This window comes from Streptomyces sp. NPDC006283, assembly GCF_040613325.1.
Lineage (GTDB): Bacteria > Actinomycetota > Actinomycetes > Streptomycetales > Streptomycetaceae > Streptomyces.
This window is the reverse complement of sequence record NZ_JBEXRZ010000105.1, coordinates 1-23,924: the sequence shown is the minus strand read 5'-3', so window position 1 is coordinate 23,924 and position 23,924 is coordinate 1. Positions and strand designations below refer to the sequence as shown.

Here is a 23,924-nt window from a genome sequence, read left to right as displayed (position 1 = left end):
GTCGTACGACAAGACCCTCAAGGTCAGCCGACGCGAGGGGGCGGCCGGGCCCGCGGTCGTAAAACGGGTTTGTCCCCTTCGTCTAAGGCCGGAGAAGATGGCAGTGATCCGTGTCGTCACTCCATCGCCGCCCGGAGGCCGAAAGCCATGCAGTTCCCCGAGACCGACGCCCCTGTCACGCTCGACCGGCGCGAGGGGCCCTATGGGGAGGTCGTGCTGCGGCGGCGGCAGCGCGGGGACACGACGGTGCACGAGATCATCGCCAACGGGTGCTTCCTGATGGACACTTCCGACGGACGGTCGGAGAGGCTGCTCGTCGACGCCGCGTACGCAGCGCTCGACACGGGAAACGTCGCTCCCAGCGTGCTCGTCGGCGGACTCGGGGTGGGCTTCTCGCTCGCCCATGCCGCCGCGAACCCGTCCTGGCGGCGGATCGTCGTCGTGGAGCGCGAGCAGGCCATCATCGACTGGCACCGTTCGGGACCGCTCGCCGCGATCTCCGGTGAGGCCCTCGGCGATCCGCGCTGCGTGATCCTTCACACGGACCTCCTGACCCATCTCCGTTCGACCACGGACCGTTATGACGCTCTGTGCCTGGACATCGACAACGGGCCCGACTGGACCGTCACGGAGGACAACACGAACCTCTACTCGCCCTCCGGACTCACCGCCTGCCAGGGCGCGTTGGAGCCCGGCGGGGTACTGGCCGTATGGTCCGCCCAGCCGTCCGCGGAATTCGAGGATGCGTTGCGGAATGCCGGATTCAGCGGGGTAAGAACCGAAGAGATGCGTGTTGCCCGGGGCGTACCGGACGTGGTCCACCTCGGGGTTCGCCCTGCGTAGCCGGGATGCCGTCGGTGCCTTTACGCTGCTGGACTACACACGGGATCCACCTTCGAACCAGAGATCCACATGCAGCTCGCAGAGAACGCGTACAAGGGCGGGGCGATGGAGCAGACACACACCACGCAAGGCGGCGTCGCGGCCACTCCCGGTGCCCAGCGCCGGGTGCTGGTGGTCGAGGACGACGCCACGATCGTCGACGCCATCGCGGCGCGGCTGCGGGCCGAGGGCTTCCTGGTGCAGACCGCTCTCGACGGGCCGGCGGCCGTCGACGCGGCCGATGCCTGGCAACCGGACCTGATGGTCCTGGACGTCATGCTGCCCGGTTTCGACGGGCTCGAGGTCTGCCGCCGGGTGCAGGCCCAGCGGCCGGTGCCGGTACTGATGCTGACCGCCAGGGACGACGAGACGGACATGCTCGTCGGGCTCGGCGTCGGCGCCGACGACTACATGACCAAACCGTTCTCGATGCGGGAGCTCGCGGCCCGGGTGCATGTCCTGTTGCGCCGGGTGGAGCGGGCGGCGCTCGCCGCGGTGACGCCGCGCAGCGGCATCCTGCGGCTCGGCGAGCTGGAGATCGACCACGCACAGCGCCGGGTGCGGGTGCGGGCCGAGGACGTGCATCTGACGCCGACCGAGTTCGACCTGCTGGTGTGCCTGGCGAACACGCCGCGCGCGGTCCTGTCCCGCGAGCAGTTGCTCGCGGAGGTGTGGGACTGGGCGGACGCGTCCGGCACGCGCACGGTCGACAGCCACATCAAGGCGCTGCGGCGCAAGATCGGCGCCGAGCGCATCCGCACCGTCCACGGAGTCGGTTACGCGCTGGAGACGCCGGCGCCATGAGACGGCGGTGGACCGGCGGACCATGGAAGCGGCTGAGCACCGCGTCCATCACGATATCGATCAAGACCAAGCTCAGTACGCTCGTCGTGGTCTCGGTCTTCATCACCACCGGTCTGCTGCTGATGGCCCTGCACAGCAAGACCGAACTGCGGTTCATCACCGTCTTCACGATCATCGCGACCCTGCTGATCACCCAGTTCGTGGCGCACGGTCTGACCGCGCCGCTGGACGAGATGAACACCGTCGCGAAGGGCATATCGCACGGGGACTACACCCGCCGGGTGCGCGGCGCGGACCGCCGCGACGAGCTCGGCGACCTGGCCTCCACGATCAACCGCATGGCCGACGACCTGGAGGCCGTGGACCGGCACCGCAAGGAGCTGGTCGCCAACGTCTCGCACGAGCTGCGCACCCCCATCGCCGCGCTGCGGGCCGTTCTGGAGAACGTGGTCGACGGGGTGTCCGCCGCCGATCCGGAGACGATGCGGACGGCTCTCAAGCAGACCGAGCGCCTGGGCCGTCTCGTCGAGACACTGCTCGACCTGTCCCGCCTCGACAACGGTGTGCTTCCGCTGAAGGCCCGGCGCTTCGAGGTGTGGCCGTATCTGTCGGGCGTGCTGAAGGAGGCCAATCTGGCGTCCTCGCGGCGCGGCCTGGCCTCGGGCTCCGGCCACCACACCCGCACGGACGTCCATCTGCATCTGGACGTGTCGCCGCCGGAGCTGACCGCGCACGCGGACGCGGAGCGGCTGCACCAGGTGGTGGCGAATCTCATCGACAACGCGGTGAAGCACTCGCCGCCCCATGGCCGGGTCACGGTACGGGCCCGGCGCGGCCCCCACCCGGAGTCCCTCGACCTGGAAGTTCTCGACGAGGGACCGGGCATCCCCGAGCAGGAGCGCCACCGGGTCTTCGAGCGTTTCAACCGGGGCGGCGTCCCGTCCCCGCACGGACCCGGCAGCGACGGGGGTACGGGTCTGGGCCTGGCGATCGCGCGCTGGGCCGTCGATCTGCACGGCGGGCGCATCGGGGTGGCCGAATCCGCACACGGCTGCCGGATCCGGGTCACTCTTCCGGGAATCAGAGCGGCGCGGGCTTGACGTAGGGTTCGAACCGGAAGCCGAGATTCACGCGGCGCGGCCGCTCCGGTGGAGCCGGTGCCTGCACCGGGGTGTAGACGTTCGGGACGCGGGAAGCAGCCGGGCGAAGCCGCGGAAAGCGGCCGGTCACGACGTTGCCGTGCCTCCGTCGAAGGTGCGGGCCGAGGGCCCGTAGCCGCCGTCAGGCATACCCCGACGCGGGCAAACCATGCTTGTTTCCCGCCATTCACGACCCCGAAACGCGCCCTTCGGTGTGACTTGCGCGACGTTGACCGGCCCGGCCTGCACCTCCCGGCCAGGGAGGCGTAGCCTTTATTTCCGCTGTCCATCACCTTGTGAAGCGGAAGAGGGCGGTTCTCGCCGTGTCGTCTCAGTCCCCCAGTAACTCGAGCATCTCGACCGACCAAGCCAGGCAGGGTCACAACCCTGCCGCCGCGTTCGGTGCCAATGAGTGGCTCGTCGACGAGATCTACCAGCAGTACCTCCAGGACCCGAATTCGGTCGACCGTGCCTGGTGGGACTTCTTCGCCGACTACAAGCCGGGAGCGGCCGCCACGGCGGATGCTCCCGCCGCGGGGGCGAAGCAGACTCAGGGCGACGGGGCCCCGGCGGTTCCCGCCCCGGCCGCCGCCGCTCCGGCGCAGGCCCCGGCGCAGCCCGCGCCCGCCGTCAAGGCGCCGGCGCCCGCGGCTCCCGCCGAGCCGGCCCCCGCGGCCGCTCCGGCGCAGCCCGCGAAGCCGGCCGCGGCCAAGCCCGCACCGGCCGCCAAGCCCGCCGCCAAGCCCGCCGCCGAGCCGGCGGACGGCCCCGAGTTCGTGACACTGCGCGGCCCGGCCGCCGCGGTCGCGAAGAACATGAACGCGTCGCTGGAGCTGCCCACGGCCACGTCCGTGCGCGCCGTCCCGGTGAAGCTGCTCTTCGACAACCGCATCGTCATCAACAACCACCTCAAGCGCGCCCGGGGCGGGAAGATCTCCTTCACGCACCTGATCGGGTACGCGATGGTGCAGGCCATCAAGGCCATGCCGTCGATGAACTGGTCCTTCGCGGAGAAGGACGGCAAGCCGACCCTGGTCAAGCCCGACCACGTCAACTTCGGTCTGGCCATCGACCTGGTGAAGCCCAACGGCGACCGCCAGCTGGTCGTCGCGGGCATCAAGAAGGCCGAGACGCTGAACTTCTTCGAGTTCTGGCAGGCCTACGAGGACATCGTCCGCCGCGCCCGCAACAACAAGCTGACGATGGACGACTTCACCGGGGTCACCGTCTCGCTGACCAACCCCGGCGGCCTCGGCACCGTCCACTCCGTGCCGCGTCTGATGCCCGGACAGTCCGTCATCATGGGCGTCGGCTCGATGGACTACCCGGCCGAGTTCCAGGGCACCTCGCAGGACACCCTGAACAAGCTGGGCATCTCCAAGGTGATGACGCTCACCTCGACGTACGACCACCGTGTCATCCAGGGCGCCGCGTCGGGCGAGTTCCTGCGGATCGTCGCGAACTACCTCCTCGGCGAGGAGAACTTCTACGACGAGATCTTCGAGTCGCTGCGCATCCCCTACGAGCCGGTCCGCTGGCTCAAGGACATCGACGCCTCGCACGACGACGACGTCACCAAGGCCGCGCGGGTCTTCGAGCTGATCCACTCCTACCGGGTCCGGGGCCATGTCATGGCCGACACCGACCCGCTGGAGTACCGCCAGCGCAAGCACCCCGACCTGGACATCACCGAGCACGGGCTCACGCTCTGGGACCTGGAGCGCGAGTTCGCCGTCGGTGGCTTCGCCGGCAAGTCGATGATGAAGCTGCGCGACATCCTGGGCGTGCTGCGCGAGTCGTACTGCCGCACCACCGGCATCGAGTTCATGCACATCCAGGACCCGAAGCAGCGCAAGTGGCTGCAGGACCGGGTGGAGCGCGCCACTTCCAAGCCGGAGCGCGAGGAGCAGCTGCGCATCCTGCGCCGGCTGAACGCGGCGGAGGCCTTCGAGACCTTCCTGCAGACCAAGTACGTCGGCCAGAAGCGCTTCTCGCTGGAGGGCGGCGAGTCCGTCATTCCGCTGCTCGACGCGGTCATCGACTCGGCCGCCGAGTCGCGCCTCGACGAGGTCGTCATCGGCATGGCCCACCGCGGCCGGCTGAACGTGCTGGCGAACATCGTCGGCAAGTCGTACGCGCAGATCTTCCGGGAGTTCGAGGGCAACCTCGACCCGAAGTCGATGCACGGCTCCGGCGACGTCAAGTACCACCTGGGCGCCGAGGGCACGTTCACCGGCCTCGACGGCGAGCAGATCAAGGTCTCGCTGGTCGCCAACCCGTCCCACCTGGAGGCCGTCGACCCGGTCCTCGAGGGTGTCGCCCGCGCCAAGCAGGACGTCATCAACAAGGGCGGCACGGACTTCACCGTCCTGCCGGTCGCCCTGCACGGTGACGCGGCCTTCGCCGGCCAGGGCGTGGTCGCCGAGACGCTGAACATGTCGCAGCTGCGCGGCTACCGCACCGGCGGCACGGTCCACATCGTCATCAACAACCAGGTCGGCTTCACCGCCGCCCCGGAGTCGTCGCGCTCGTCCATGTATGCCACCGACGTGGCCCGCATGATCGAAGCGCCGATCTTCCACGTGAACGGCGACGACCCGGAGGCCGTGGTCCGCGTGGCCCGCCTGGCCTTCGAGTTCCGTCAGGCGTTCAACAAGGACGTCGTGATCGACCTCATCTGCTACCGCCGCCGCGGTCACAACGAGGGCGACAACCCGCAGTTCACCAACCCGCAGATGTACAACCTGATCGACAAGAAGCGTTCGGTGCGCAAGCTCTACACCGAGTCGCTCATCGGTCGCGGCGACATCACGCTGGAAGAGGCCGAGCAGGCGCTCCAGGACTTCCAGGGCCAGCTGGAGAAGGTCTTCGCCGAGGTGCGCGAGGCCACCAGCCACCCGGCCCCGGCCCATGTCCCGGACGCCGAGCCCGAGTTCCCCGTCTCGGTGAACACGGCGGTCTCCCAGGAAATCGTCAAGCGGATCGCCGAGTCCCAGGTCAACATCCCCGACCACATCACCGTGCACCCGCGTCTGATGCCCCAGATGCAGCGCCGCGCGGCGTCGGTCGAGGACGGCACCATCGACTGGGGCATGGGCGAGACCCTGGCCATCGGCTCGCTGCTGATGGAGGGCACCCCGGTCCGGCTGTCCGGCCAGGACACCCGCCGCGGCACGTTCGGCCAGCGTCACGCGGTGCTGGTGGACCAGGAGACCGGTGAGGACTACACCCCGCTGCTCTACCTGTCCGAGGACCAGGCCCGCTACAACGTCTACGACTCGCTGCTCAGCGAGTACGCGGCGATGGGCTTCGAGTACGGCTACTCGCTGGCCCGCCCGGACGCTCTGGTCATGTGGGAGGCCCAGTTCGGTGACTTCGTCAACGGCGCGCAGACCGTCGTCGACGAGTTCATCTCCTCCGCCGAGCAGAAGTGGGGCCAGCACTCCGGCGTCACGCTGCTGCTGCCGCACGGCTACGAGGGCCAGGGACCGGACCACAGCTCCGCGCGTCCGGAGCGCTTCCTCCAGATGTGCGCGCAGAACAACATGACGGTCGCGATGCCGACCCTGCCGTCGAACTACTTCCACCTGCTGCGCTGGCAGGTCCACAACCCGCACCACAAGCCGCTGGTCGTCTTCACCCCGAAGTCGATGCTGCGTCTGAAGGCCGCGGCGTCGAAGGCGGAGGAGTTCACCACCGGCGGCTTCCGCCCGGTGATCGGCGACGAGTCGGTGGACGCGAACGCGGTCCGCAAGGTCGTGTTCACGTCCGGCAAGTTCTTCTACGACCTGGACGCCGAGCGCAAGAAGCGCGGCACGACGGACACGGCGATCATCCGCCTCGAGCGCCTGTACCCGCTGCCGGGTGCCGAGCTCCAGGCCGAGATCGCCAAGTACCCGAACGCCGAGAAGTACCTGTGGGCCCAGGAGGAGCCGGCGAACCAGGGTGCCTGGCCGTTCATCGCGCTCAACCTGATCGACCACCTCGACCTGGCCGTCGGCGCGGACATCCCGCACGGCGAGCGCCTGCGCCGCATCTCGCGCCCGCACGGCTCGTCCCCGGCGGTGGGCTCGAAGAAGCGCCACGAGCAGGAGCAGGAGCAGCTGGTCAACGACGTCTTCGACGCCTGACGACTCGCGCCGAAGGGCCCGTCCCCGCATCTCGCGGGGCCGGGCCCTCCGGCTTTTCGCAGGTCATATCCTTAATCCATGTACTTCACCGACCGTGGCATCGAGGAACTGGAGAAGCGGCGCGGCGAGGAGGAAGTCACCTTCGAGTGGCTCGCCGAGCAGCTGCGCACGTTCGTCGATCTCAACCCGGACTTCGAGGTCCCCGTCGAACGCCTCGCCACCTGGCTGGCCCGACTCGACGACGAGGACGACGAGTAGCGCGGGCAGGGCGGTCCCGTCGAGGAGGTCAGGCACCCGGCCGCGGTGTGCCGCACGTCAGCGCCAGCGCGCCGTGCGCGACCAGTACCACTCCGGCGACCGCCCATCCGGCGCTGCGCCGCCGGGCGCCCCAGGCCACCAGGGGCAGTCCCACGCCCAGTTGGACGGCGCCCGCGCGGCGGGCTCCCGGCCCGTACGGCCACGGGCGGCGTGGCGGGCCCTCCGCGAGTGCGGCGGCCTGCTCCGTCGCTGCCTGCGCGGGCGGGCCGGTGGACTTCACCGCCTCTGCGTCCGCCTGCCGGGCGGTCGAGCGCAGCCGGTCGGCCGGGTCGCCCGGGCCGAGGCCCGCGGGCAGTTCGAGGCCCGTGCGGGACAGGACCGCTGTCAGGCCGATCAGCCGCGCCCGCGCGTCGGAGTCGGGGTCGGGGGTTGTCAGGGGCTCCAGGTCCTGGAGGTCGAGGACCGGATCGAGCCCGAGGCGCGCGGCGAAGGTGCGCATCGCCTCGTCCTCGCCGACGGGGGTGCCGTCCGCGAGCCAGATGTATCCGACCGGACGGCGGAAGCCGACGGCCAGCGTGAAGCCGGCCCGGTCGCCGTCCCACCACAGGGCGAGGACGGGCCGGCTCGATCCGACCGCGAGCGCGGCGGCCCACCCGCCGACGACCGCGTCGACGTGCTCACCGCCGTCCCGCCACGGCCGGCCCTCGGGGACGAGGGCGCTCCACTCGCGGCCGGCCGGGACGAGGAGCACCTCTTCGCGCAGCAGATGGGCCGGGCGCCGTACGGCCGACGGGCCGGCCCGGCACAGCAGCAGCGCTCCGACGGATGTCGCGTTCATGCCCCCACGCTAGGGCAATGTGCCCTGAAACAGGCGATCATGGGCGGCCCGCGCGTCCAGCGAGGCGGACTTTCGCTTGACATGCCGTAACCGCGATATATCGTGTTCACAACGGGACGCGATATGTTGCGTCGTGGCAGCGCGGGAGGTCAGCACCATGGCAGAGACATGGGAAGTCGCGGAGCCGGGGAAGCTCACCTTCGACGGCCCGGTGACGACGCTCAACGTCCGTATCGTCAATGGAACGGTCAACGTCGTGGGCACGGACGAAGGTTCCGCCCGCCTGGAGGTCTCCGAGGTCGAAGGCCCGCCGCTCGTCGTCACGCGAAGCGGCTCCACCCTCACCGTCTCCTACGAGGATCTGCCCTGGGCGGGCTTCCTCAAGTGGCTCGACCGCAAGGGTCATCACCGCAGAGCCGTCGTCTCCCTCGCGGTACCGGCCGCCGCGACCGTCGAGGTCGGCGTCGTCGGAGCGGGCGCGGTCGTCTCCGGCGTCCGCGGCCCGACGGCGGTGCGCGGCGTCAGCGGCGACACCACGCTGGTCGGCCTCTCGGGCACGGTCCGTGCGGAAACCGTCTCCGGCAACCTCGAGGCCCAGTCCGTCACCGGCGGCCTGCGCTACAACTCGGTCTCCGGCGACCTCACCGTGATCGACGGCGCCGGGTCCACCGTGAAGGCCGACTCGGTCACCGGCGACATGGTCATCGACCTCGCCCCCGGCGAGAAGCCCACGGACATACGACTGACCACGGTCTCCGGCGAGGTCGCCATCCGGCTGCCGCATCCGGCGGACGCCCGGGTCGAGGCGCACACCGCGAGCGGCGCGGTGTCCAACGCCTTCGAGAATCTCAGGGTAAGCGGTCAGTGGGGCGCGAAGACGATCACCGGCACGCTGGGCGCGGGCACCGGCACCCTCAAGGCGACCACGGTCTCGGGCTCCATCGCGCTGCTGCGCAGGCCACCGGCCGAGGGCGGACCGTACGACGCGGCGTCCGCCGACGCCCCGAGTGGGAAGGTGCTCTGACATGCCCCCCGTTTTCGCCCACGGCCGGCTCCGCCTCTACCTGCTGAAGCTGCTCGACGAGGCCCCGCGCCACGGCTACGAGGTGATCCGCCTCCTCGAGGAGCGTTTCCAGGGCCTCTACGCGCCGAGTGCGGGCACCGTCTACCCGCGGCTGGCCAAGCTGGAGGCCGAGGGCCTCGTCACCCACGCCACCGAGGGCGGCCGCAAGGTCTATTCGATCACCGACGCGGGCCGCGCCGAGCTGGCGGGCCGCAGCGGCGAACTGGCCGATCTGGAGCTGGAGATCCGCGAGTCCGTCTCCGAACTCGCGGCGGAGATCCGCGACGACGTGCGCGATGCGGCCGGCAAGCTGCGCAGCGAGATGCGCGCGGCGGCGAACCGGACCCGCAAGGAGTCCGGCGCGAAAAGGGGCGGCCGGCAGCCGGGGCGGGACGGCTTCGCCGGCTCGATGGACTTCAAAGACCTCGTGGACTCCGCGAATCTCGGGGATTTCGCGGATTTCGGGGATTTCGGGGACAAGGAGTCGTGGCGGGCGGCGAAGGAGGAGTTCCAGCGCGCCAAGCAGGAATGGAAGGAGCAGGCGCGCCGTGCGAAGGACGAGTCACGCCGTGCGCGCGAGGACGCCCAGCAGGCGCGCCGACAGGCCAAGGAGGCACACGAGAACGCCCGCGCCGAGATGCAGCGCATCGCCAGGCAGGTGCAGGAGCAGGTCCAGGGCCACTTCGCCCGGGGTGACTGGCCGACCGGTGTGCGCGAAGGGCTGATGGAACTGACGTCGCAGCTCGGCGGGATGGCGCGTAGCACGGCATGGCCGCCGTACGTGAAGCCGGAACCGGCCGACGTCGATCCCGACTGGGCGAAGGACGCGGTGGACACCAAGGGTTCGGCCGATCCCGCGCGCGATCTCGAGCGGCTGCTGGACCGGTTCCGCGACGACGTACGGGACGCGGCGCGCGACCACGGCGTGACCACGGACCAGTTGGGCGAGGCCCGCCGCCATCTGTCGACGGCCGCGGCGCACATCGTCGCCCTGCTGCGCGGACCCAAGGAGTGAGCGCGGGTCGGGGCGCTTTGCGCCGCCCCGACCCGCGCCCCGGGCTCGAGGCACCACTGCCGCGAGCAGGCGCCGGCTCAGACCGCCTGTGCCGCCCCGCCGTCCGGCTCGCCGAACATCACCCGCTCCAAGGCCGCATACGTCACGCCGTGGTCGGCGAGCACCTCCGCGACCACCCCCGGCCCGGTGGCCAGTGCCAGCAGGATGTGTTCCGCGCCGATGACTTTGTCGCGCCTGCCCAGCGCGATCCGAAGTGAGTTCGTGAGGGTCTGCTTCGCCTCGCGGGTGAAGGCGCGGTGGCCCGACCACCGGCGCCCGTTCCTGCGGTCGGCGGACAGCGCCCCGGCCCCATGGGTCTCCTCGACCCGGGCGACGATCTCGCCGACGTCGATCCCGAGGCCGGCGAGGGCCTCCTCGTCCGCCTTGGTCATGCCGCCCCGCCGGCGGGCGTCGGCCAAGGACGCCTCGAGCGAGTCCCGCCGGTCCATGACTTCGAGGGCACGGAAGGCGAACGAGGTCCGGGCCCCTTCCAGGTCCAGCAGCGCCAGCAGCAGATGCTCCTGGGTCACGGTGGAGGCCTCTGCCCGCTCCGCCCACGCGGTGGCCCCGGTCACCACCGCTCGGGCGTCCTTGGTGAACCGCTCGAACATCACAGCCTCCCGTGCTTCTTGTGTACGGCCTGGCGGCTGACGCCCAGTTCCGCCGCGATCTCCTGCCACGACCAGCCCTGGTTGCGGGCGCTTCTCACTTGCACGGCTTCGAGCTGCTCCAGCAGCCGCCGCAGCGCGGCGACGGCGCGCAGCCCGACGCGCGGATCACGATCGCCGGCGCGCTCGGCGAGATCTGTCGCTTCGGTCATGCTGTCAACCTACATTGACACCCCAAGGGCGTCAACCTCTGTTGACATCAGGGGCAGGGGTGCTTCTCCGACCCCCAGGTGCCCCGCACATCACCGCGCGCCACCGTCCCGCACAGCAGCACCGTCTGCGACCCCTTCGCGCCGCCGCGCTCCACCGCCGTCAGCTTCTTCTCCGTGACCCGGCCGCCGCCCGCCGCCCCGTGGGCCTCGATCCGCCCGGTGCCCCCGTCGAAGCCCCCGCCGCCGAGGCCCTGGTAGAGCACCGCCTGCAGCAGCCCGCGGCCGAGCCGCTCGTCGTGGCCACCCGTCCCGCGCCACGCCTGGTCGACGCCCTCCGCCAGATAGCGCATCGCGTCCCATGCCAGCGCCACATGGGCGTCCTGCCGCATGGCGCCCGTGCGGGTGCCGTGGTCGTCGGCGTAGGTGCGGTCGTACGCCGCGAGAAAGGCCGCGGCTTCGCCACTCGCCCCGGACAGCGCCGGCGCCCTGCCGTGCGAGACGTAGTACAGCGTCAGACCGGAGAAGACCTCCCACGGCCGGCGCTCCTCCGTCAGGGCGTTGGTGACGTCGTCACCGCCGAGCACGCTCACCTTCGGGCAGTCGCGCGCGTCCCGCGTCAACTCGTTCAGGAACAGCTGGAAGTGGCTCCCGCGCCCCGCCCACACCACCGCCGTGCGCGGCTCCTGTGCGACGGCACGGCACACCTCGCGCGCCAGGTCCTCGACGGCCGGGACCGACGGGCCCGTGGGACCGCCGGGCACCGGGGACGGCTCCGGCGCATCCGTCGGCGTGTACAGGAGCATGCCGGTCCGCTCGTCGCCGTAGGCAGCGCGGAACGCGCTCGCGAGGCTCGCGCTGTACGCGTCCGCCGGGTCGGCGATGAGCCGCACCCGCACCGCCTTCCTGCCGCCCACCATCGGCGCGTGCTCGGCGAACGACGCCATGACCTGGCCGGCGCGGGTGTCGGTCGGCGCCGTCTGGTAGTAGTGCTCGCCCTGCCGGAGCAGTTCGTCCGCGGTGCCCGAGGTGCCGACCATCGGCAGGCCCGCCGCGTCGAGGATGCGCATCGCCTCGTAGGTCCGGCGCCGGCTCTGGCCGAAGCCGACGACCCCGACGATCGAGCGGTCCTTCTCCGCGAGATCGACGATCCGCCGGGCCACGGCCGGAGCGTCCTTGAACCGGTCCCCCGCGTTCGCGGCCAGCACCCGCAGCGGCACCCGCTCGCCGGAACGCAGCGCCTGCGCGTTCACATACGCCTGGGCGAGCGCCAGACCGCGCAGTTCGGCGAGCGTGCCGCCGCGCACCGGGTCCTCCGCGTCCTTGCCGCCGCTGAGCGGGCCGAAGTAGACGACCGTACGGGCGCGCGGGCGCGGATCGTCACCGGCCCGGCCGGAGAGTTCCTTCTCGACCTGTTCGTTCTGCTGCTCAATGCGCTGCAGCACGTCGCGTACGGCCCGTTCGCTGTCGCCGGTGCCGAACGATGCGGCGCCCTCCGCCACACCGACGCACTGCCCGTCCGTGCCGAGGAACGTGGAGCCGAGGCACGGGTCGGGTCCGACGTCGGTGAACGGCACCCCGGCGAGCAGGCCGCCCGTCACCGCCAGCGCGAGGACCCCCGCGCCGAGCGCGGCGGCCACCTCGGTGCCCGGCCCCCAGCGCCGGGTGGGCGGGGCGAGCGTCGGCCAGCGGCCCAGCCAGTACGTCGCCGCCTGGTCGTCCTCGGGGCCCTCCGCGACCGGCACCACCATCCCCGACGGCCGGCCCGGCGGGGTGCCGCGCTGGGCGATGTTGGCCAGATCCGCCCCGGCGGCGGACAGGCCCGGGACCTCGATGTCGGGGATCCTGCTCGCGAGGGTGCGCACCCCGGCGGCCACGGCCACCACCGACGTGCACCTCAGGTCCTCCATCGCCGACCGCAGTTCCCGCAGGAACCGCTGGATCCGCGACTCGGCGGGGCCCGCCTCCTCCACCAGGAGCACGAAGCGGCTGACCCTGCGCCGCCGCCACGGGTCGAAGGCCCTCTTGCGTCCTGCGGCCTCCAGGTCGGCGAGCAGAGCGTGCACAAGGATGCGGTCGAGCTGCTCGGGGTCGCCGTCGGGGCCGCCACCGACGAGGTCGAGCGCGGAGCGGAAGAAGTTCGCGGGCGGGGTGCCCTGCTGCTGGCGCACCCACTCCGCGTACCAGCGCCGTCCGCCGGAGCGGCCGCGGCCCAGCATGCGGCGGCCTGCCCGCCGGGCGTACAGGGCGCGCGGCAGCCGCTGGAAGAGCGGGCCCGCGATGAAGTTCCACAGCAGTTCCAGCAGCGTGCCGCCGCTGGCCTGGTCCCGGCCGCCGAGCCACCACAGGCCGCGGGCGAGCGCCGACACCTGACGGTGCTCCGCGTAGCAGTGGTCGCGCAGCTCCCCCGGCCGCTGTTCCATCAGGCCCCCGGCGGCGGGGGCTCCGACGACGGCACGCAACAGCCGGTACGAGGGCAGCCGCAGCCGGCCTGTGCCGGGCGGCATGGACTCGTCGAGCTGGAAGGCGATCTGCTCGAACAGGTCGAGCGGCGCCTGTGCCGCGTCCCCGGGCAAGTCGGGCACCCATGCGTGTGGCGCGAGCCGGCCCTCGCGCCCGCGCAGCCTGGTCCGTAACCCGGCGACGATCCGGCGGCCCGCCCGCCCGCCGTCCGGCTCGCTCAGCAGCACGACGGGCACCCGGCTGCGGGTGCGGCGCGGCTGGACGACAAGTTTGTCGAAGGCGTCGACGAAACGCTCGACGCCGGGATAGGCCGGAATACGGCTGTTCTGCTCCCCCGTTGGCACGATTCTTCCTCCCCTTTCACGCGCGACGGCGTGAGTGACAAATGTGGTGCCCCGCATCAGGGGCGTGCAACCGTCCTCGGGAAACCGTCGGCGTCGGGCGAACCGGGCGGCGTACGGTGGGCCACGTGATCGACTTCCGTACGGACGCCCCCGTGGCCGGCCGCCTCGACGTCCGGTGGCACGCCGGGCATCCCTCGCCCGCGGACGACCCCGCGCCGGCGATCCAGGTCCACGCGTACTCCGAGCACACCCTGATCCTGCGCCAGAACAAGTCCGTCCACTTCGAGGCGCCGTTCCTGTTCCTGCTGTTCGGGAACGACCGGGCGCTGCTGCTGGACTCCGGCGCGACCGCCGACCCCGCCGCCATGCCGCTGCGCGCCACGGTCGACGCGCTTATCGACGCATGGCTGCGGCTCCGTCCGCGGGAGGGACGGGAGGAGTACGGGCTGATCGTGGCCCACACGCACGCGCACGGCGACCACACCGCCGGCGACGGGCAGTTCGCGGACCGGCCGCACACCGAGACCGTGGGGCCATCGCGGGCCGAGGTGATCTCGTACTTCGGTTTCGAGCAGTGGCCGCTGCGCCCCGCGGAACTGGACCTGGGTGGGCGGGTGCTCGATCTGCTGCCGGGCCCCGGCCACGAGGAGTCCGCCGTCGTCTTCCACGACCGGCACACCGGCCTCCTCCTCACCGGCGACTCCCTCTACCCGGGCCGGTTGTACATCAGCGACCTGGCCGCTTTCACCGCCACCGTCGACCGGCTGCTGGCCTTCTGCGACACGACCCCGGTGACGCATGTCCTCGGCTGTCACATCGAGATGACCCGCACCCCGGACCAGGACTATCCGCGCGGCACCGCCCATCAGCCGGACGAGCCGCCACTCGAGCTGACACCGGGCCATCTGCGCCGGCTGCGCGAGGCGCTCGCCGCCGGCCGGGGCCCCAGCGGCGACTTCATCGTGGTGTACGAGGACTGACGACAACGCCGACTCGCGCGCCCGGACGGCCGTGGACGCGCACGGTGACCGCCCGGTGTGCCGGGACGTCGGTGGTCGGGGTCCACGCCTGGCCGGTCACTTCGACGCGCCAACCGCTCGCGTCCGGCGGCAGCGAGATCTCCGTCGTACCCGGCTTCGCCCGGTACTCGATCCGATAGGTCCCGCTCTTCGGGTCGTACGTGTCGACGGTGACCCGCCCGGCCACGGCCGCGGCGTACGGTGTGGCGGTCTGCTCCTTGTTCGTACGGAACCGGCCCTGCGCGTCGACCGCGCAGTATCCGCCGCCGTAGCACCAGACGTAGCCCGCCCAGCCGGAGCTGTAGCGGTTCAGGGAGGTCAGGGCCTCACGGTAGAAGCGGCCCATGTTCGGCAGGGCGTTGTTCAGCGGGCCCCACTCCCCGACGACGACCGGCACCCGGTACTGCGCGGGATACGCGGTCACGGCACGCTCGTACGCCTCGATCCAGCCGGCGGCGGGGTCGTAGTCCGCGCCGGCCTCCATGGCGGTGTTGTAGAAGTGCGGCGCGTAGACCGTCCTCGGATCCTCGATCCTGCCGAGCCCGGTCGGCACGCCCTCGCCGACGATCGGGGTCGGCTCCACGAAGATCCAGTTCTCCCGGTCCACGGAACGGACCGCGTCCGCCAGCCGGTTGTACATCGGCGTGAGCTGCTCCGCCTCGATGCGCCGCGCGGCGGTCGGCAGGTCCTCCCCCTCCGCGATCTCGCCCATGGGCTCGTTGATCAGGTCGTAGCCGATGACGGCGGGATGGTCCTCGAAACGGCCGGCGAGCACACGCCACATGCGCGCCTGGGCGTGCCGCAGGTCGAAGTCCTCGTAGAGGTGGGTGAACGCGCGCTGGACGGCGGGTTCGAAATACTCGGCGAACCAGTCGTCGGGGTGCGGGGTGAAGGGCAGCCCGTCGGTCCTGGTCGCCCACTCGGGAATGCCGCGGTGCCCGAACGCGGGCCCGAACACGTCCTGATGGGCGTCGAGGAGGACTTGGATGCCGTGCTTTCGCGCCCAGTCGAGTACACGCTCGATCTTGCGGAGGTAGGCCTCGCTGTACTGCCCGCGCACCGGCTCCAGATCGTCCCAGAAGATCAGCAGCCGGGCGAAGTTGAAGCCGGCGGCGCGCAGATCCCGGAAGTGCCGCTCGGTGACGGAGGACAGGGCCTCCTCACCGCGGTGCACCTTGTCCTCGACGTTCCAGCCGCGCAGGGTGAGGGCACGGCCGCGGTCGTCGGTCAGCGGCGGGATCCTGGCGTCCTGGGCCGGCGCCACCTCCGTGGCGCCGACCGCATCCGAGGTCCCCGACGCCGTCAGGACGGCACAGCAGAGGGCGACAGCAGTCAGTACACGAGTCGTTCGGCTCGTACGCATGGGACGGATCCCATCAGCCGAACTGACGCACCATCAAGAGTTCGTCAGGACAATCTTCCCGAACAGATCACCGGACGCGATCTTCTCGAAGCCCTCCCTGGCGCGGTCCAGGGGCAGCACCTCGTCGATCACCGGCCGCACTCCCGTTGCCGCGCAGAACGAGAGCAGGTCCTCCAGCTCGTCCTTCGAGCCCATGGTCGAGCCGACGATTCTCAGCTCGAGGAAGAAGATCCGGGTGAGCTCGGCGTGCGAGGGGCGGTCACCGCTCGTCGCACCGGAGATCACCAGAGTGCCGCCGGGACGCAGCGACTTGACCGAATGCGACCAGGTGGCGGCGCCGACCGTCTCGATGACGGCGTCCACGCGCCGCGGCAGCCGTGCGCCCGGCTCGTACGCCTCCTCCGCGCCCAGCTCCACGGCACGCTTGCGCTTGGCCTCGTCGCGGCTGGTGGCGTACACCCGCAGGCCCGCGGCCTTGCCGAGCACGATCGCGGCGGTGGCCACACCGCCGCCCGCGCCCTGCACGAGGACCGAATCGCCGGGCCGGACCCCGGCGTTGGTGAAGAGCATGCGGTAGGCGGTGAGCCAGGCCGTCGGCAGACAGGCGGCCTGCTCGAAGGTGAGTTCCCTGGGCTTCGGCAGCACGTTCCACGTCGGGACGCTGACCCGCTCGGCGAAGGTGCCCTGGTAGCGCTCGGTGAGGATGGAGCGGGGCTCGTCGGGGCCGACGCCGTGCCCGCTCTGCCCGATGACGGAGTGGAGCACCACCTCGTTCCCGTCCTCGTCGACGCCTGCGGCGTCACAGCCGAGGATCATCGGCAGCTTGTCCTCTGCGAGCCCCACCCCGCGCAGCGACCAGAGGTCGTGGTGGTTGAGGGAGGCGGCCTTGACTGTCACGGTCGTCCAGCCGGGCCGGGCCTCGGGAGCCGGGCGTTCGCCCAGTTCGAGGCCGCTCAGCGGCTGGTCGCGGTCGATGCGTGCGGCGTAGGCGGCGAACATGACCTTGACCATAGGACGGGCAGGTGCGTGGCGGAACCACACACCGGTGTGACACACGTCCCTGTATCCGGCCCCGCCGGCAACAGCCCGCCCGCACGGGCAGAACGCGCCCGCCGGCACGGGCAGATGAATGGGCCGGGTCACCCCGCACGGGCAAAGGAACGGGCCGCGTCACCCCCCGCACGGGGACAACGCGGCCCGACCCGACATCCGGACGTCACACGTCAGCGACGTGCGACCCCCTCCGCCCGCGCAGCCGCCGCCACCGCCGCGGTGACCGCCGGCGCGACGCGCTCGTCGAAGGGCGACGGGATCACGTAGTCCGCGGACAGCGCGTCGCCGACGACGTCCGCCAGCGCGTCCGCCGCAGCGATCTTCATGCCCTCGGTGATCCGGGACGCCCGCACCTGCAGCGCACCCGCGAAGATCCCGGGGAAGGCGAGAACGTTGTTGATCTGGTTGGGGTAGTCCGAGCGGCCCGTGGCCACGACGGCCGCGTACTTGTGCGCGACGTCGGGGTGGACCTCCGGGTTCGGGTTGGCCATGGCGAAGACGAACGCGCCGGGCGCCATCGAGGCGACCGCGGCCTCCGGCACCGTGCCGCCCGAGACGCCGATAAAGACGTCCGCACCGGCCAGCGCGGTCTCCAGCGAACCGGAGAGCCCCGCCCGGTTGGTGATCTCGGCGAGTTCCCGCTTGACCGGGGTCAGGTCCTCGCGGTCACGGCTGACGATGCCCTTGCGGTCGGCGACCGCGACATCACCGAGGCCGGCCTCCAGCAGAAACTTCGCGATGGCCACGCCGGCCGCACCCGCGCCCGAGATGACGCCGCGCAGCTCGCCGAGCTCACGCCCGGTCAGCTTGGCGGCGTTGCGCAGCGCGGCGAGCGTGACGACCGCCGTGCCGTGCTGGTCGTCGTGGAAGACGGGGATGTCGAGGCGCTCCTGGAGCCGACGCTCGATCTCGAAGCACCGGGGTGCCGAGATGTCCTCGAGGTTCACTCCGCCGAACGAGGGCGCGAGACGCACGACCGTCTCGATGATCTCGTCCGTGTCGGTGGTGGCGAGGGCGATCGGGACCGCGTCCACGCCGCCGAACTGCTTGAAGAGGATCGCTTTCCCCTCCATGACCGGGAGGGAGGCCTCCGGTCCGATGTCTCCGAGACCGAGCACCGCCGTCCCGTCCGTCACGACTGCGACGACCTGTGACTTCCAGGTGTAGTCGTGGACGAGCTCGGGCTGCTCGGCGATGGCGGTGCACACCTTCGCAACGCCGGGTGTGTACGCGAGGGACAGGTCGTCCTTGTTCCGCACCGGCACAGTGGCCTGGACGGCCATCTTGCCGCCGCGGTGCAGCGCGAACGCCGGATCGAAGGGCTCGTCGGCACTCTCCGTGTTGGCATTGTCGCTGCGAGGATTGACGATCTCCGCTGCCATGTCTGACCCCTTAAGTCTTCATCAGTTGAGGGTGGCCACTCCTGGTTGAGGAGGGGTGGGCGGGCACCGCGTCCGTTACCTGCACCGGGACGGTTGGCCCGCCCGGGCAGGGGGTGTCACGCACGCGCGGGCGCGCCGCACACGCGCCCTGAGCCCCGGATGAGGGGTGTAAGGATCCTTCTTACCGGACGGACCACGCCGCGGACGAGTCGGTATCGCCTCGGTGACGCGGTTCATAGCCGTGAACCCGGACAAGCGCACCACCTGCGGCGCAACCCGCCCAGAAGACAAGACGGCCGGAGATTTTCCGGCCGGAAGGATGCTTTCCAGCGAATGGTCCGGCCTTGATGTACCGGCCCGCCGGGGTTCGGGGGTGTCCCGTTACCCGATTTTGACATGCGTGGCCCCCTGAATGGGCTCGTCCGAATGGCAAGATGCCGAAAACACACAAGGTCGCGACACTCGAAGATGAGTGCAGTACGACCTGGTAACTCCACTTTCACCCGCCGGAGGACCTCGATCATGACCGCAAGCACCACGCGCCGTACGACCGCTGCCAAGTCCCGGATAGCCGCCGTCAGCGCCATCGCGGTCGCCGGCGCCATGCTGCTGACCGCGTGCGGCGACCAGACGGACAGCGGCCCGAAGGAGTCGGAGACGAAGGGCAACGCTGCCGCCGCGCCGCTCGCCGACAAGCTCCCCAAGGAGATCCGCGACAAGGGCGTCATCAAGGTCGGGTCCGACATCGCGTACGCGCCGATGGAGTTCATGGACGAGAAGAACAAGCCGGCGGGCGTCGACATCGACATCGCCAACGCGCTGGGCAAGGTCCTCGGCGTCGAGTTCCAGTTCGAGAACGCCACCTTCGACCAGCTCGTCCTGGGCATGAACAACGGTCGCACCGACATCGTCATGTCGTCGATGACCGACACCAAGGAGCGCCAGCAGGGCGCCAGCGACGACGCCAAGGGCGGCGCCGACTTCGTCAACTACTTCAAGGCCGGCTCCGCGATCCTGGTCCAGAAGGGCAACCCCAAGAACGTCAGCACGCTGGACGACCTGTGCGGTCTGACGGTCGCGGCCCAGCGCGGCACGGCGAACGAGACCCTGCTGAAGGAGACGCAGAAGAAGTGCGGCTCCAACAAGATCAAGCCGTTCATCTCCGACCAGGACACCGACTCGATCACGCAGCTGCAGACCAAGCGTGCCGACGCCGTGATCACCGACTTCCCGGTGGCCCTCTACAACGAGCTGAACGCCGGTGGCGGCAAGCTCTTCGAGGTCGTCGGTGAGCAGATCGACGCCGCGCCGTACGGCATCGCGGTCAGCAAGAAGAACACGCAGCTTCGTGACGCCCTTCAGGCAGCCGTCCAGAAGATCATCGACGACGGCTCGTACGCCGAGGTGCTGAAGGAGTGGAAGGCCGAGAGCGGCGCCATCGAGAAGGCCACGGTCAACGCGGGCAAGTGACGACCGCTCATCGCCACACCCTCCATCATGTAAGGCAGCAACCCTGTGACTGACCCCCTCGACAAGGCACCCGCCGACGTCCCACCGGACGACGGCGGGAGCGCCTCCCCCCGTAAGGTTCCCGCCGCGCACGCCGGACCCATCAAGGCGGTTCCGGTACGCCACTACGGACGCTGGATCAGCGCCGTCGTGGTGCTCGGGCTCCTCGCCCTGCTGGTGAGGGCGTTCGCGGACGCCCAGATCCAGTGGAGCGTCGTCGGTGAGCAGATCACCAACGGCACGTTCGCCTGGGGTGCCTGGGAGACCCTCAAGATCACCGTCTACTCGATGGTGATCGGCGTGGTCCTCGGCGCGATCCTGGCCGTCATGCGGCTCTCGCCCAACCCGGTGCTCTCGTCCGTGGCCTGGGGCTACATCTGGTTCTTCCGCGGCACTCCGGTGCTGGTGCAGATCCTGCTGTGGTTCAACCTCTCGCTGGTCTTCCAGTACCTCGACCTCGGTTTCATCTACAAGGACGAGATGAACCAGGTCATGACGCCGTTCGTGGCGGCGCTGCTGGCGCTCGGCCTGAACGAGGCCGCGTACATGGCCGAGATCTGCCGGGCCGGTATCCAGTCGGTCGACTCGGGGCAGACCGAGGCGGCGCACGCGCTCGGCATGAAGGGCGGCAAGACGATGCGGCGCATCGTGCTGCCGCAGGCCATGCGGGTGATCATTCCGCCGACCGGCAACGAGTTCATCAACATGCTCAAGACCTCCTCGCTGGCGTTCGCCATCGGGTACGGCGAGCTGTTCCTGCGGGGCCGCGAGTTCGGCTCCCGGACGCTGGCCATCATGGAGGGCTACATCGTGATCTCGCTCTGGTACCTGGCGCTGACCACCGTGTTCAGCATCGGCCAGTACTACCTTGAGCGGTATTACGCCCGCGGTTCGAGCCGTTCGCTCCCGCCGACGCCGCTGCAGCGGCTGCGGAAGCAGCTGTCCTCGTTCCGTGTACAGAGCAACGTCGGAGGCGTGAAGGTATGAGCTCCCAGACGACGCAGCCGATGGTGAAGGCCGAGAACGTCCACAAGTCCTTCGGCCATGTGAAGGTCCTCAAGGGCATCGACCTCGAGGTCGCCCCCCGTGAGGTGTTCTGCCTGGTCGGCCCGTCCGGCTCCGGCAAGTCGACCTTCCTGCGGTGCATCAACCACCTGGAGAAGATCAACGGCGGCCGCCTCTCGGTCGACGGCCGGCTCGTGGGCTACCGCGAGAAGGGCGACAAGCTCTACGAGCTGAAGGAGAAGGAGGTCGCGGCGCAGCGCAGGGACATCGGCATGGTCTTCCAGCGCTTCAACCTCTTCCCGCACATGACGGCTCTCGCGAACGTCATGGAGGCGCCGATCCAGGTCAAGGGCGAGTCGAGGTCCGTGGCCCGCGAGCGCGCGCTGCGACTGCTGGACCGGGTCGGGCTGGCCGACAAGGCCGGCAACTACCCGTCCCAGCTCTCCGGCGGCCAGCAGCAGCGTGTCGCCATCGCGCGCGCTCTGGCGATGGAGCCGAAGCTGATGCTCTTCGACGAGCCGACGTCGGCCCTCGACCCGGAGCTGGTGGGCGAGGTCCTGGACGTGATGCGCGGTCTCGCCGAGGACGGCATGACGATGATCGTCGTCACGCACGAGATGGGCTTCGCCCGCGAGGTCGGCGACGCGCTCGTGTTCATGGACGACGGTGTCGTGGTCGAGGCCGGCCACCCGCGCGACGTCCTGACCAACCCGCAGCACGACCGGACGAAGTCGTTCCTGTCGAAGGTGCTGTAGAGCGGACGTGTGAAGGGGCGGTACGGACCTCGAGTCCGTACCGCCCCTTCGCGCATCTCTACTTCAGTGCCAGCACCAGCGCGTCGCTCGGCGACGCCCACACCGGGCGTGCCTCGTCGAAGCCGGCGTCGCGCAGGGCCTCGGCGTGCCACTGGGCGGAGGGGGTGTCGCCGTCGGCGTGCTCGCCGTAGATGCGGAACCGCTCCGCGGTCGGTCCGGCGAGAACCGGGTCCTTGGCGGCGAGTGCCCACCAGTCGGCCCAGTCGAGCGCGCCGGCCGCCTTGTCCCGGTCCATGAGGGCGTGCCGGTGGGCGCGCTCGGCGGCGTTGATGCGGGGCGTGGACGCGTCCTTCATGTGGTCGGCGTTCATGAAGACGCCGCCGTCGCGCACGAGCGTGGCGATCCTGCCGTAGAGGGCGGCGAGCGGTTCGCTGTGGAGCCAGTGCAGCGCCGTGGCCGTGAGCACGGCGTCGTACGAGGTGTGCGGCAGCGCCGCCGCCCAGTCCGGGTCCTTCAGGTCTGCGGTGACGAAGGTGACGCGCTCGTCCCCGGCGAAGTAGCCCCGGGCAATGGTCAACAGCGCGGGGTCGAGGTCGACCCCCGTACTGGTGGCCTCCGGGAACCGCTTGAGGAGCCGGTCGGTGATACTTCCCGTACCGCACGCGAGATCCAGCACCCTCGGTGCGGGGCCGACCGTGGCCTCGACCATGTCCAGCATCACCCTGAACCGCTCCTCGCGGTCGGGCATGTACCACTCCTGCTGCCGGTCCCAGCTCTCCTGCCAGGCCGGCCAGTCGGCGCCCGTCACCGCACCGGGCATCGCGCCCGTTTCCGTCCCGCCCACCGGAATCCTTCCGTCCGTAATACCCTCGAAGCATAAGCAGCCGTTACTTCTACCCTAGAGCGCCGCGGTAAGGACTACAAGTGGAACTGGCCTATTACTCGGACTACGCCGTGCGCCTGGTCAACACCGAGGAGCCGGCTCGCAACAAGGACTCCCTCACCTCGGTCGAGGCCGTCCGCGAGCTCTTCGGCGCGTCCTCCCAGGCCGCACGCCGTGCCACCGACTCCGACGTCACCCGGTTCCGGTCGGTACGGGCCCGGCTGCGCGCGGTCTTCGCCGCGGCCGACGCCGGCGAGGAGACCCAGGCCGTGGACCTGCTCAACTCGCTGCTGCTGGAGTTCCCCGTCAGCCCGCAGATCTCCGGGCACGACTACCGGGACGAGGACGGGCGCCCCAAGTGGCACATGCACCTCGCCGACCACCCCTCGAACGCGACCGCCGGATACGCCGCGATCGCCGCGATGGGGCTGGCGTTCCATCTGACGGAGCACGGCGTCGACCGGCTCGGCCTGTGCCAGGCCGCCCCCTGCCGCAACGCCTACCTCGACACATCCACCAACCGCTCGCGCCGCTACTGCTCCGACCGCTGCGCCACCCGCGCCAACGTTGCGGCCTACCGCGCCCGCAAGCGCCTGGAGACCGAGCGGTCGGCGAGCACGGGCCGCACGGCGGACACCAGCCAGGCGACCACCCCGAGCACCGAGCGCTGATCCCGCGCGAGCGGCCGGAACCGGGTGCGCACCCGCCCGAGCAGCAAGTCGGGCGGCACCACCCCGAACACCCGGCTGTCACCGTCGGCGCCGGGGTTGTCGCCGAGCACCCACCAGCCCTCGTCCCGGCGCTCGACCAGTCGCTTGACGATGAGCAGGTCCTGCTGCAGCGGATGACGGAGCACGGCCACGTCGCCGGCCCGGAGCGAAGCCCGGTAGTCGACCAGCAACTGGTCGCCGTGCAGCAATGTCGGCACCATCGACGGCCCCGTCACTTCGGCGAGCCCGAACCGCGCCCTCGTCTCCCGCCCCTGCTCGGCCATCAGCCACCTCCGACTGCCCACTGTATGTTCGGCCACCGGTCCGACCCGGACCCCGGACTTTTGACCTAAGCCCAAGCTTGATCTTTAACCTGTGCGGCGGGGTCTCGGGGTTGTTGTCTTCTTCGTTTGTCGTCTCGTTGGTTGTGTTTTGCGGGGTGTGTGCACGTCG

At 70.5% G+C, this 23,924-nt stretch carries 21 protein-coding genes; 12 read left to right on the top strand and 9 right to left on the bottom strand.

The genetic code is table 11. The annotated features are described in order from the left end of the window. Positions 1–147: 147 nt before the first annotated feature. The 5 genes from ABZ070_RS21655 to ABZ070_RS21635 all read left to right on the top strand — a co-directional run bounded on the left by ABZ070_RS21655 (position 148) and on the right by ABZ070_RS21635 (position 7,213). Positions 148–843, top strand: coding sequence for a spermidine synthase (locus tag ABZ070_RS21655; RefSeq protein WP_356636233.1), 696 nt, complete (start codon positions 148–150; stop codon positions 841–843). Between the two features lie 105 nt (positions 844–948). Further along, complete coding sequence (locus tag ABZ070_RS21650) at positions 949–1,686, top strand: response regulator transcription factor (protein WP_100111355.1); 738 nt, start codon at positions 949–951, stop codon at positions 1,684–1,686. Then, positions 1,683–2,786, top strand: a complete 1,104-nt coding sequence (locus ABZ070_RS21645; RefSeq protein ID WP_356636230.1) for a HAMP domain-containing sensor histidine kinase — start codon at positions 1,683–1,685, stop codon at positions 2,784–2,786. Before ABZ070_RS21650 ends, ABZ070_RS21645 begins: the two co-directional genes overlap by 4 nt. A 362-nt stretch (positions 2,787–3,148) precedes the next feature. After that, positions 3,149–6,955 (top strand): multifunctional oxoglutarate decarboxylase/oxoglutarate dehydrogenase thiamine pyrophosphate-binding subunit/dihydrolipoyllysine-residue succinyltransferase subunit, encoded by a 3,807-nt coding sequence (locus tag ABZ070_RS21640; RefSeq protein WP_356636228.1) that lies wholly within the window; start codon positions 3,149–3,151, stop codon positions 6,953–6,955. Positions 6,956–7,033: 78 nt separating this feature from the next. Further along, the gene (locus ABZ070_RS21635) at positions 7,034–7,213 is read left to right on the top strand and encodes a DUF6104 family protein (RefSeq protein ID WP_003992906.1); all 180 of its coding nucleotides are present in this window, start codon (positions 7,034–7,036) and stop codon (positions 7,211–7,213) included. 28 nt (positions 7,214–7,241) lie between these two features. On the opposite strand, the gene ABZ070_RS21630 is transcribed toward ABZ070_RS21635, so the two are convergent. Beyond that, positions 7,242–8,051 (bottom strand): hypothetical protein, encoded by an 810-nt coding sequence (locus tag ABZ070_RS21630; RefSeq protein WP_356636226.1) that lies wholly within the window; start codon positions 8,049–8,051, stop codon positions 7,242–7,244. Positions 8,052–8,208: 157 nt separating this feature from the next. On the opposite strand from ABZ070_RS21630, the gene ABZ070_RS21625 reads away from it, so the two are divergent. After that, entirely contained in the window at positions 8,209–9,075 is an 867-nt protein-coding gene (locus ABZ070_RS21625) for a DUF4097 family beta strand repeat-containing protein (protein WP_356636224.1), read from the top strand. A 1-nt stretch (position 9,076) separates the two neighbouring features. After that, on the top strand, positions 9,077–10,129 hold the full coding sequence (locus ABZ070_RS21620) for a helix-turn-helix transcriptional regulator (protein ID WP_356636222.1): 1,053 nt from the start codon (positions 9,077–9,079) through the stop codon (positions 10,127–10,129). 77 nt (positions 10,130–10,206) lie between these two features. Here the strand turns inward: ABZ070_RS21620 and ABZ070_RS21615 are convergent, their stop codons facing one another. From ABZ070_RS21615 to ABZ070_RS21605, 3 genes are read right to left on the bottom strand one after another with little or no spacing between them, the layout of a single operon-like run. Then, positions 10,207–10,779: a Clp protease N-terminal domain-containing protein gene (locus tag ABZ070_RS21615; protein ID WP_356636220.1), complete on the bottom strand. Its 573-nt coding sequence runs from the start codon at positions 10,777–10,779 to the stop codon at positions 10,207–10,209. Beyond that, complete coding sequence (locus ABZ070_RS21610) at positions 10,779–10,988, bottom strand: HTH domain-containing protein (RefSeq protein WP_005312042.1); 210 nt, start codon at positions 10,986–10,988, stop codon at positions 10,779–10,781. Before ABZ070_RS21610 ends, ABZ070_RS21615 begins: the two co-directional genes overlap by 1 nt. 47 nt (positions 10,989–11,035) lie before the next feature. Beyond that, positions 11,036–13,792 (bottom strand): ABC transporter substrate-binding protein, encoded by a 2,757-nt coding sequence (locus tag ABZ070_RS21605; RefSeq protein WP_356636218.1) that lies wholly within the window; start codon positions 13,790–13,792, stop codon positions 11,036–11,038. A 125-nt stretch (positions 13,793–13,917) separates the two neighbouring features. On the opposite strand from ABZ070_RS21605, the gene ABZ070_RS21600 reads away from it, so the two are divergent. After that, positions 13,918–14,772: an MBL fold metallo-hydrolase gene (locus tag ABZ070_RS21600; protein ID WP_356636216.1), complete on the top strand. Its 855-nt coding sequence runs from the start codon at positions 13,918–13,920 to the stop codon at positions 14,770–14,772. Here the strand turns inward: ABZ070_RS21600 and ABZ070_RS21595 are convergent. From ABZ070_RS21595 to ABZ070_RS21585, 3 genes are all read right to left on the bottom strand, one after another. Beyond that, positions 14,750–16,174 (bottom strand): cellulase family glycosylhydrolase, encoded by a 1,425-nt coding sequence (locus ABZ070_RS21595; protein ID WP_356636214.1) that lies wholly within the window; start codon positions 16,172–16,174, stop codon positions 14,750–14,752. The genes ABZ070_RS21600 and ABZ070_RS21595 overlap by 23 nt on opposite strands. 33 nt (positions 16,175–16,207) lie before the next feature. Further along, entirely contained in the window at positions 16,208–17,173 is a 966-nt protein-coding gene (locus tag ABZ070_RS21590) for a zinc-binding dehydrogenase (protein ID WP_356636212.1), read from the bottom strand. Positions 17,174–17,397: 224 nt separating this feature from the next. Further along, positions 17,398–18,609, bottom strand: coding sequence for an NADP-dependent malic enzyme (locus ABZ070_RS21585; RefSeq protein ID WP_356636210.1), 1,212 nt, complete (start codon positions 18,607–18,609; stop codon positions 17,398–17,400). Between the two features lie 522 nt (positions 18,610–19,131). Here ABZ070_RS21585 and ABZ070_RS21580 point away from each other — a divergent pair. From ABZ070_RS21580 to ABZ070_RS21570, 3 genes are read left to right on the top strand one after another with little or no spacing between them, the layout of a single operon-like run. Next, positions 19,132–20,079 carry an ABC transporter substrate-binding protein gene (locus tag ABZ070_RS21580; RefSeq protein ID WP_356636208.1) on the top strand — a complete coding sequence of 316 codons (948 nt, stop codon included), beginning with the start codon at positions 19,132–19,134 and terminating at the stop codon, positions 20,077–20,079. A 45-nt stretch (positions 20,080–20,124) separates the two neighbouring features. Continuing rightward, entirely contained in the window at positions 20,125–21,105 is a 981-nt protein-coding gene (locus tag ABZ070_RS21575) for an amino acid ABC transporter permease (protein WP_356636206.1), read from the top strand. Next, on the top strand, positions 21,102–21,878 hold the full coding sequence (locus ABZ070_RS21570) for an amino acid ABC transporter ATP-binding protein (protein ID WP_356636204.1): 777 nt from the start codon (positions 21,102–21,104) through the stop codon (positions 21,876–21,878). The genes ABZ070_RS21575 and ABZ070_RS21570 overlap by 4 nt, the downstream gene beginning before the upstream one ends. 58 nt (positions 21,879–21,936) lie before the next feature. Here ABZ070_RS21570 and ABZ070_RS21565 read toward each other — a convergent pair whose 3' ends face one another. Further along, positions 21,937–22,698: a class I SAM-dependent methyltransferase gene (locus tag ABZ070_RS21565; RefSeq protein ID WP_356636235.1), complete on the bottom strand. Its 762-nt coding sequence runs from the start codon at positions 22,696–22,698 to the stop codon at positions 21,937–21,939. Positions 22,699–22,802: 104 nt separating this feature from the next. On the opposite strand from ABZ070_RS21565, the gene ABZ070_RS21560 reads away from it, so the two are divergent. Continuing rightward, positions 22,803–23,432 carry a CGNR zinc finger domain-containing protein gene (locus tag ABZ070_RS21560; protein WP_356636202.1) on the top strand — a complete coding sequence of 210 codons (630 nt, stop codon included), beginning with the start codon at positions 22,803–22,805 and terminating at the stop codon, positions 23,430–23,432. On the opposite strand, the gene sodX is transcribed toward ABZ070_RS21560, so the two are convergent. Further along, positions 23,336–23,755, bottom strand: coding sequence for a nickel-type superoxide dismutase maturation protease (sodX, locus tag ABZ070_RS21555; protein WP_356636200.1), 420 nt, complete (start codon positions 23,753–23,755; stop codon positions 23,336–23,338). The two genes, ABZ070_RS21560 and sodX, sit on opposite strands and share 97 nt — an antisense overlap. Positions 23,756–23,924: the final 169 nt, after the last annotated feature.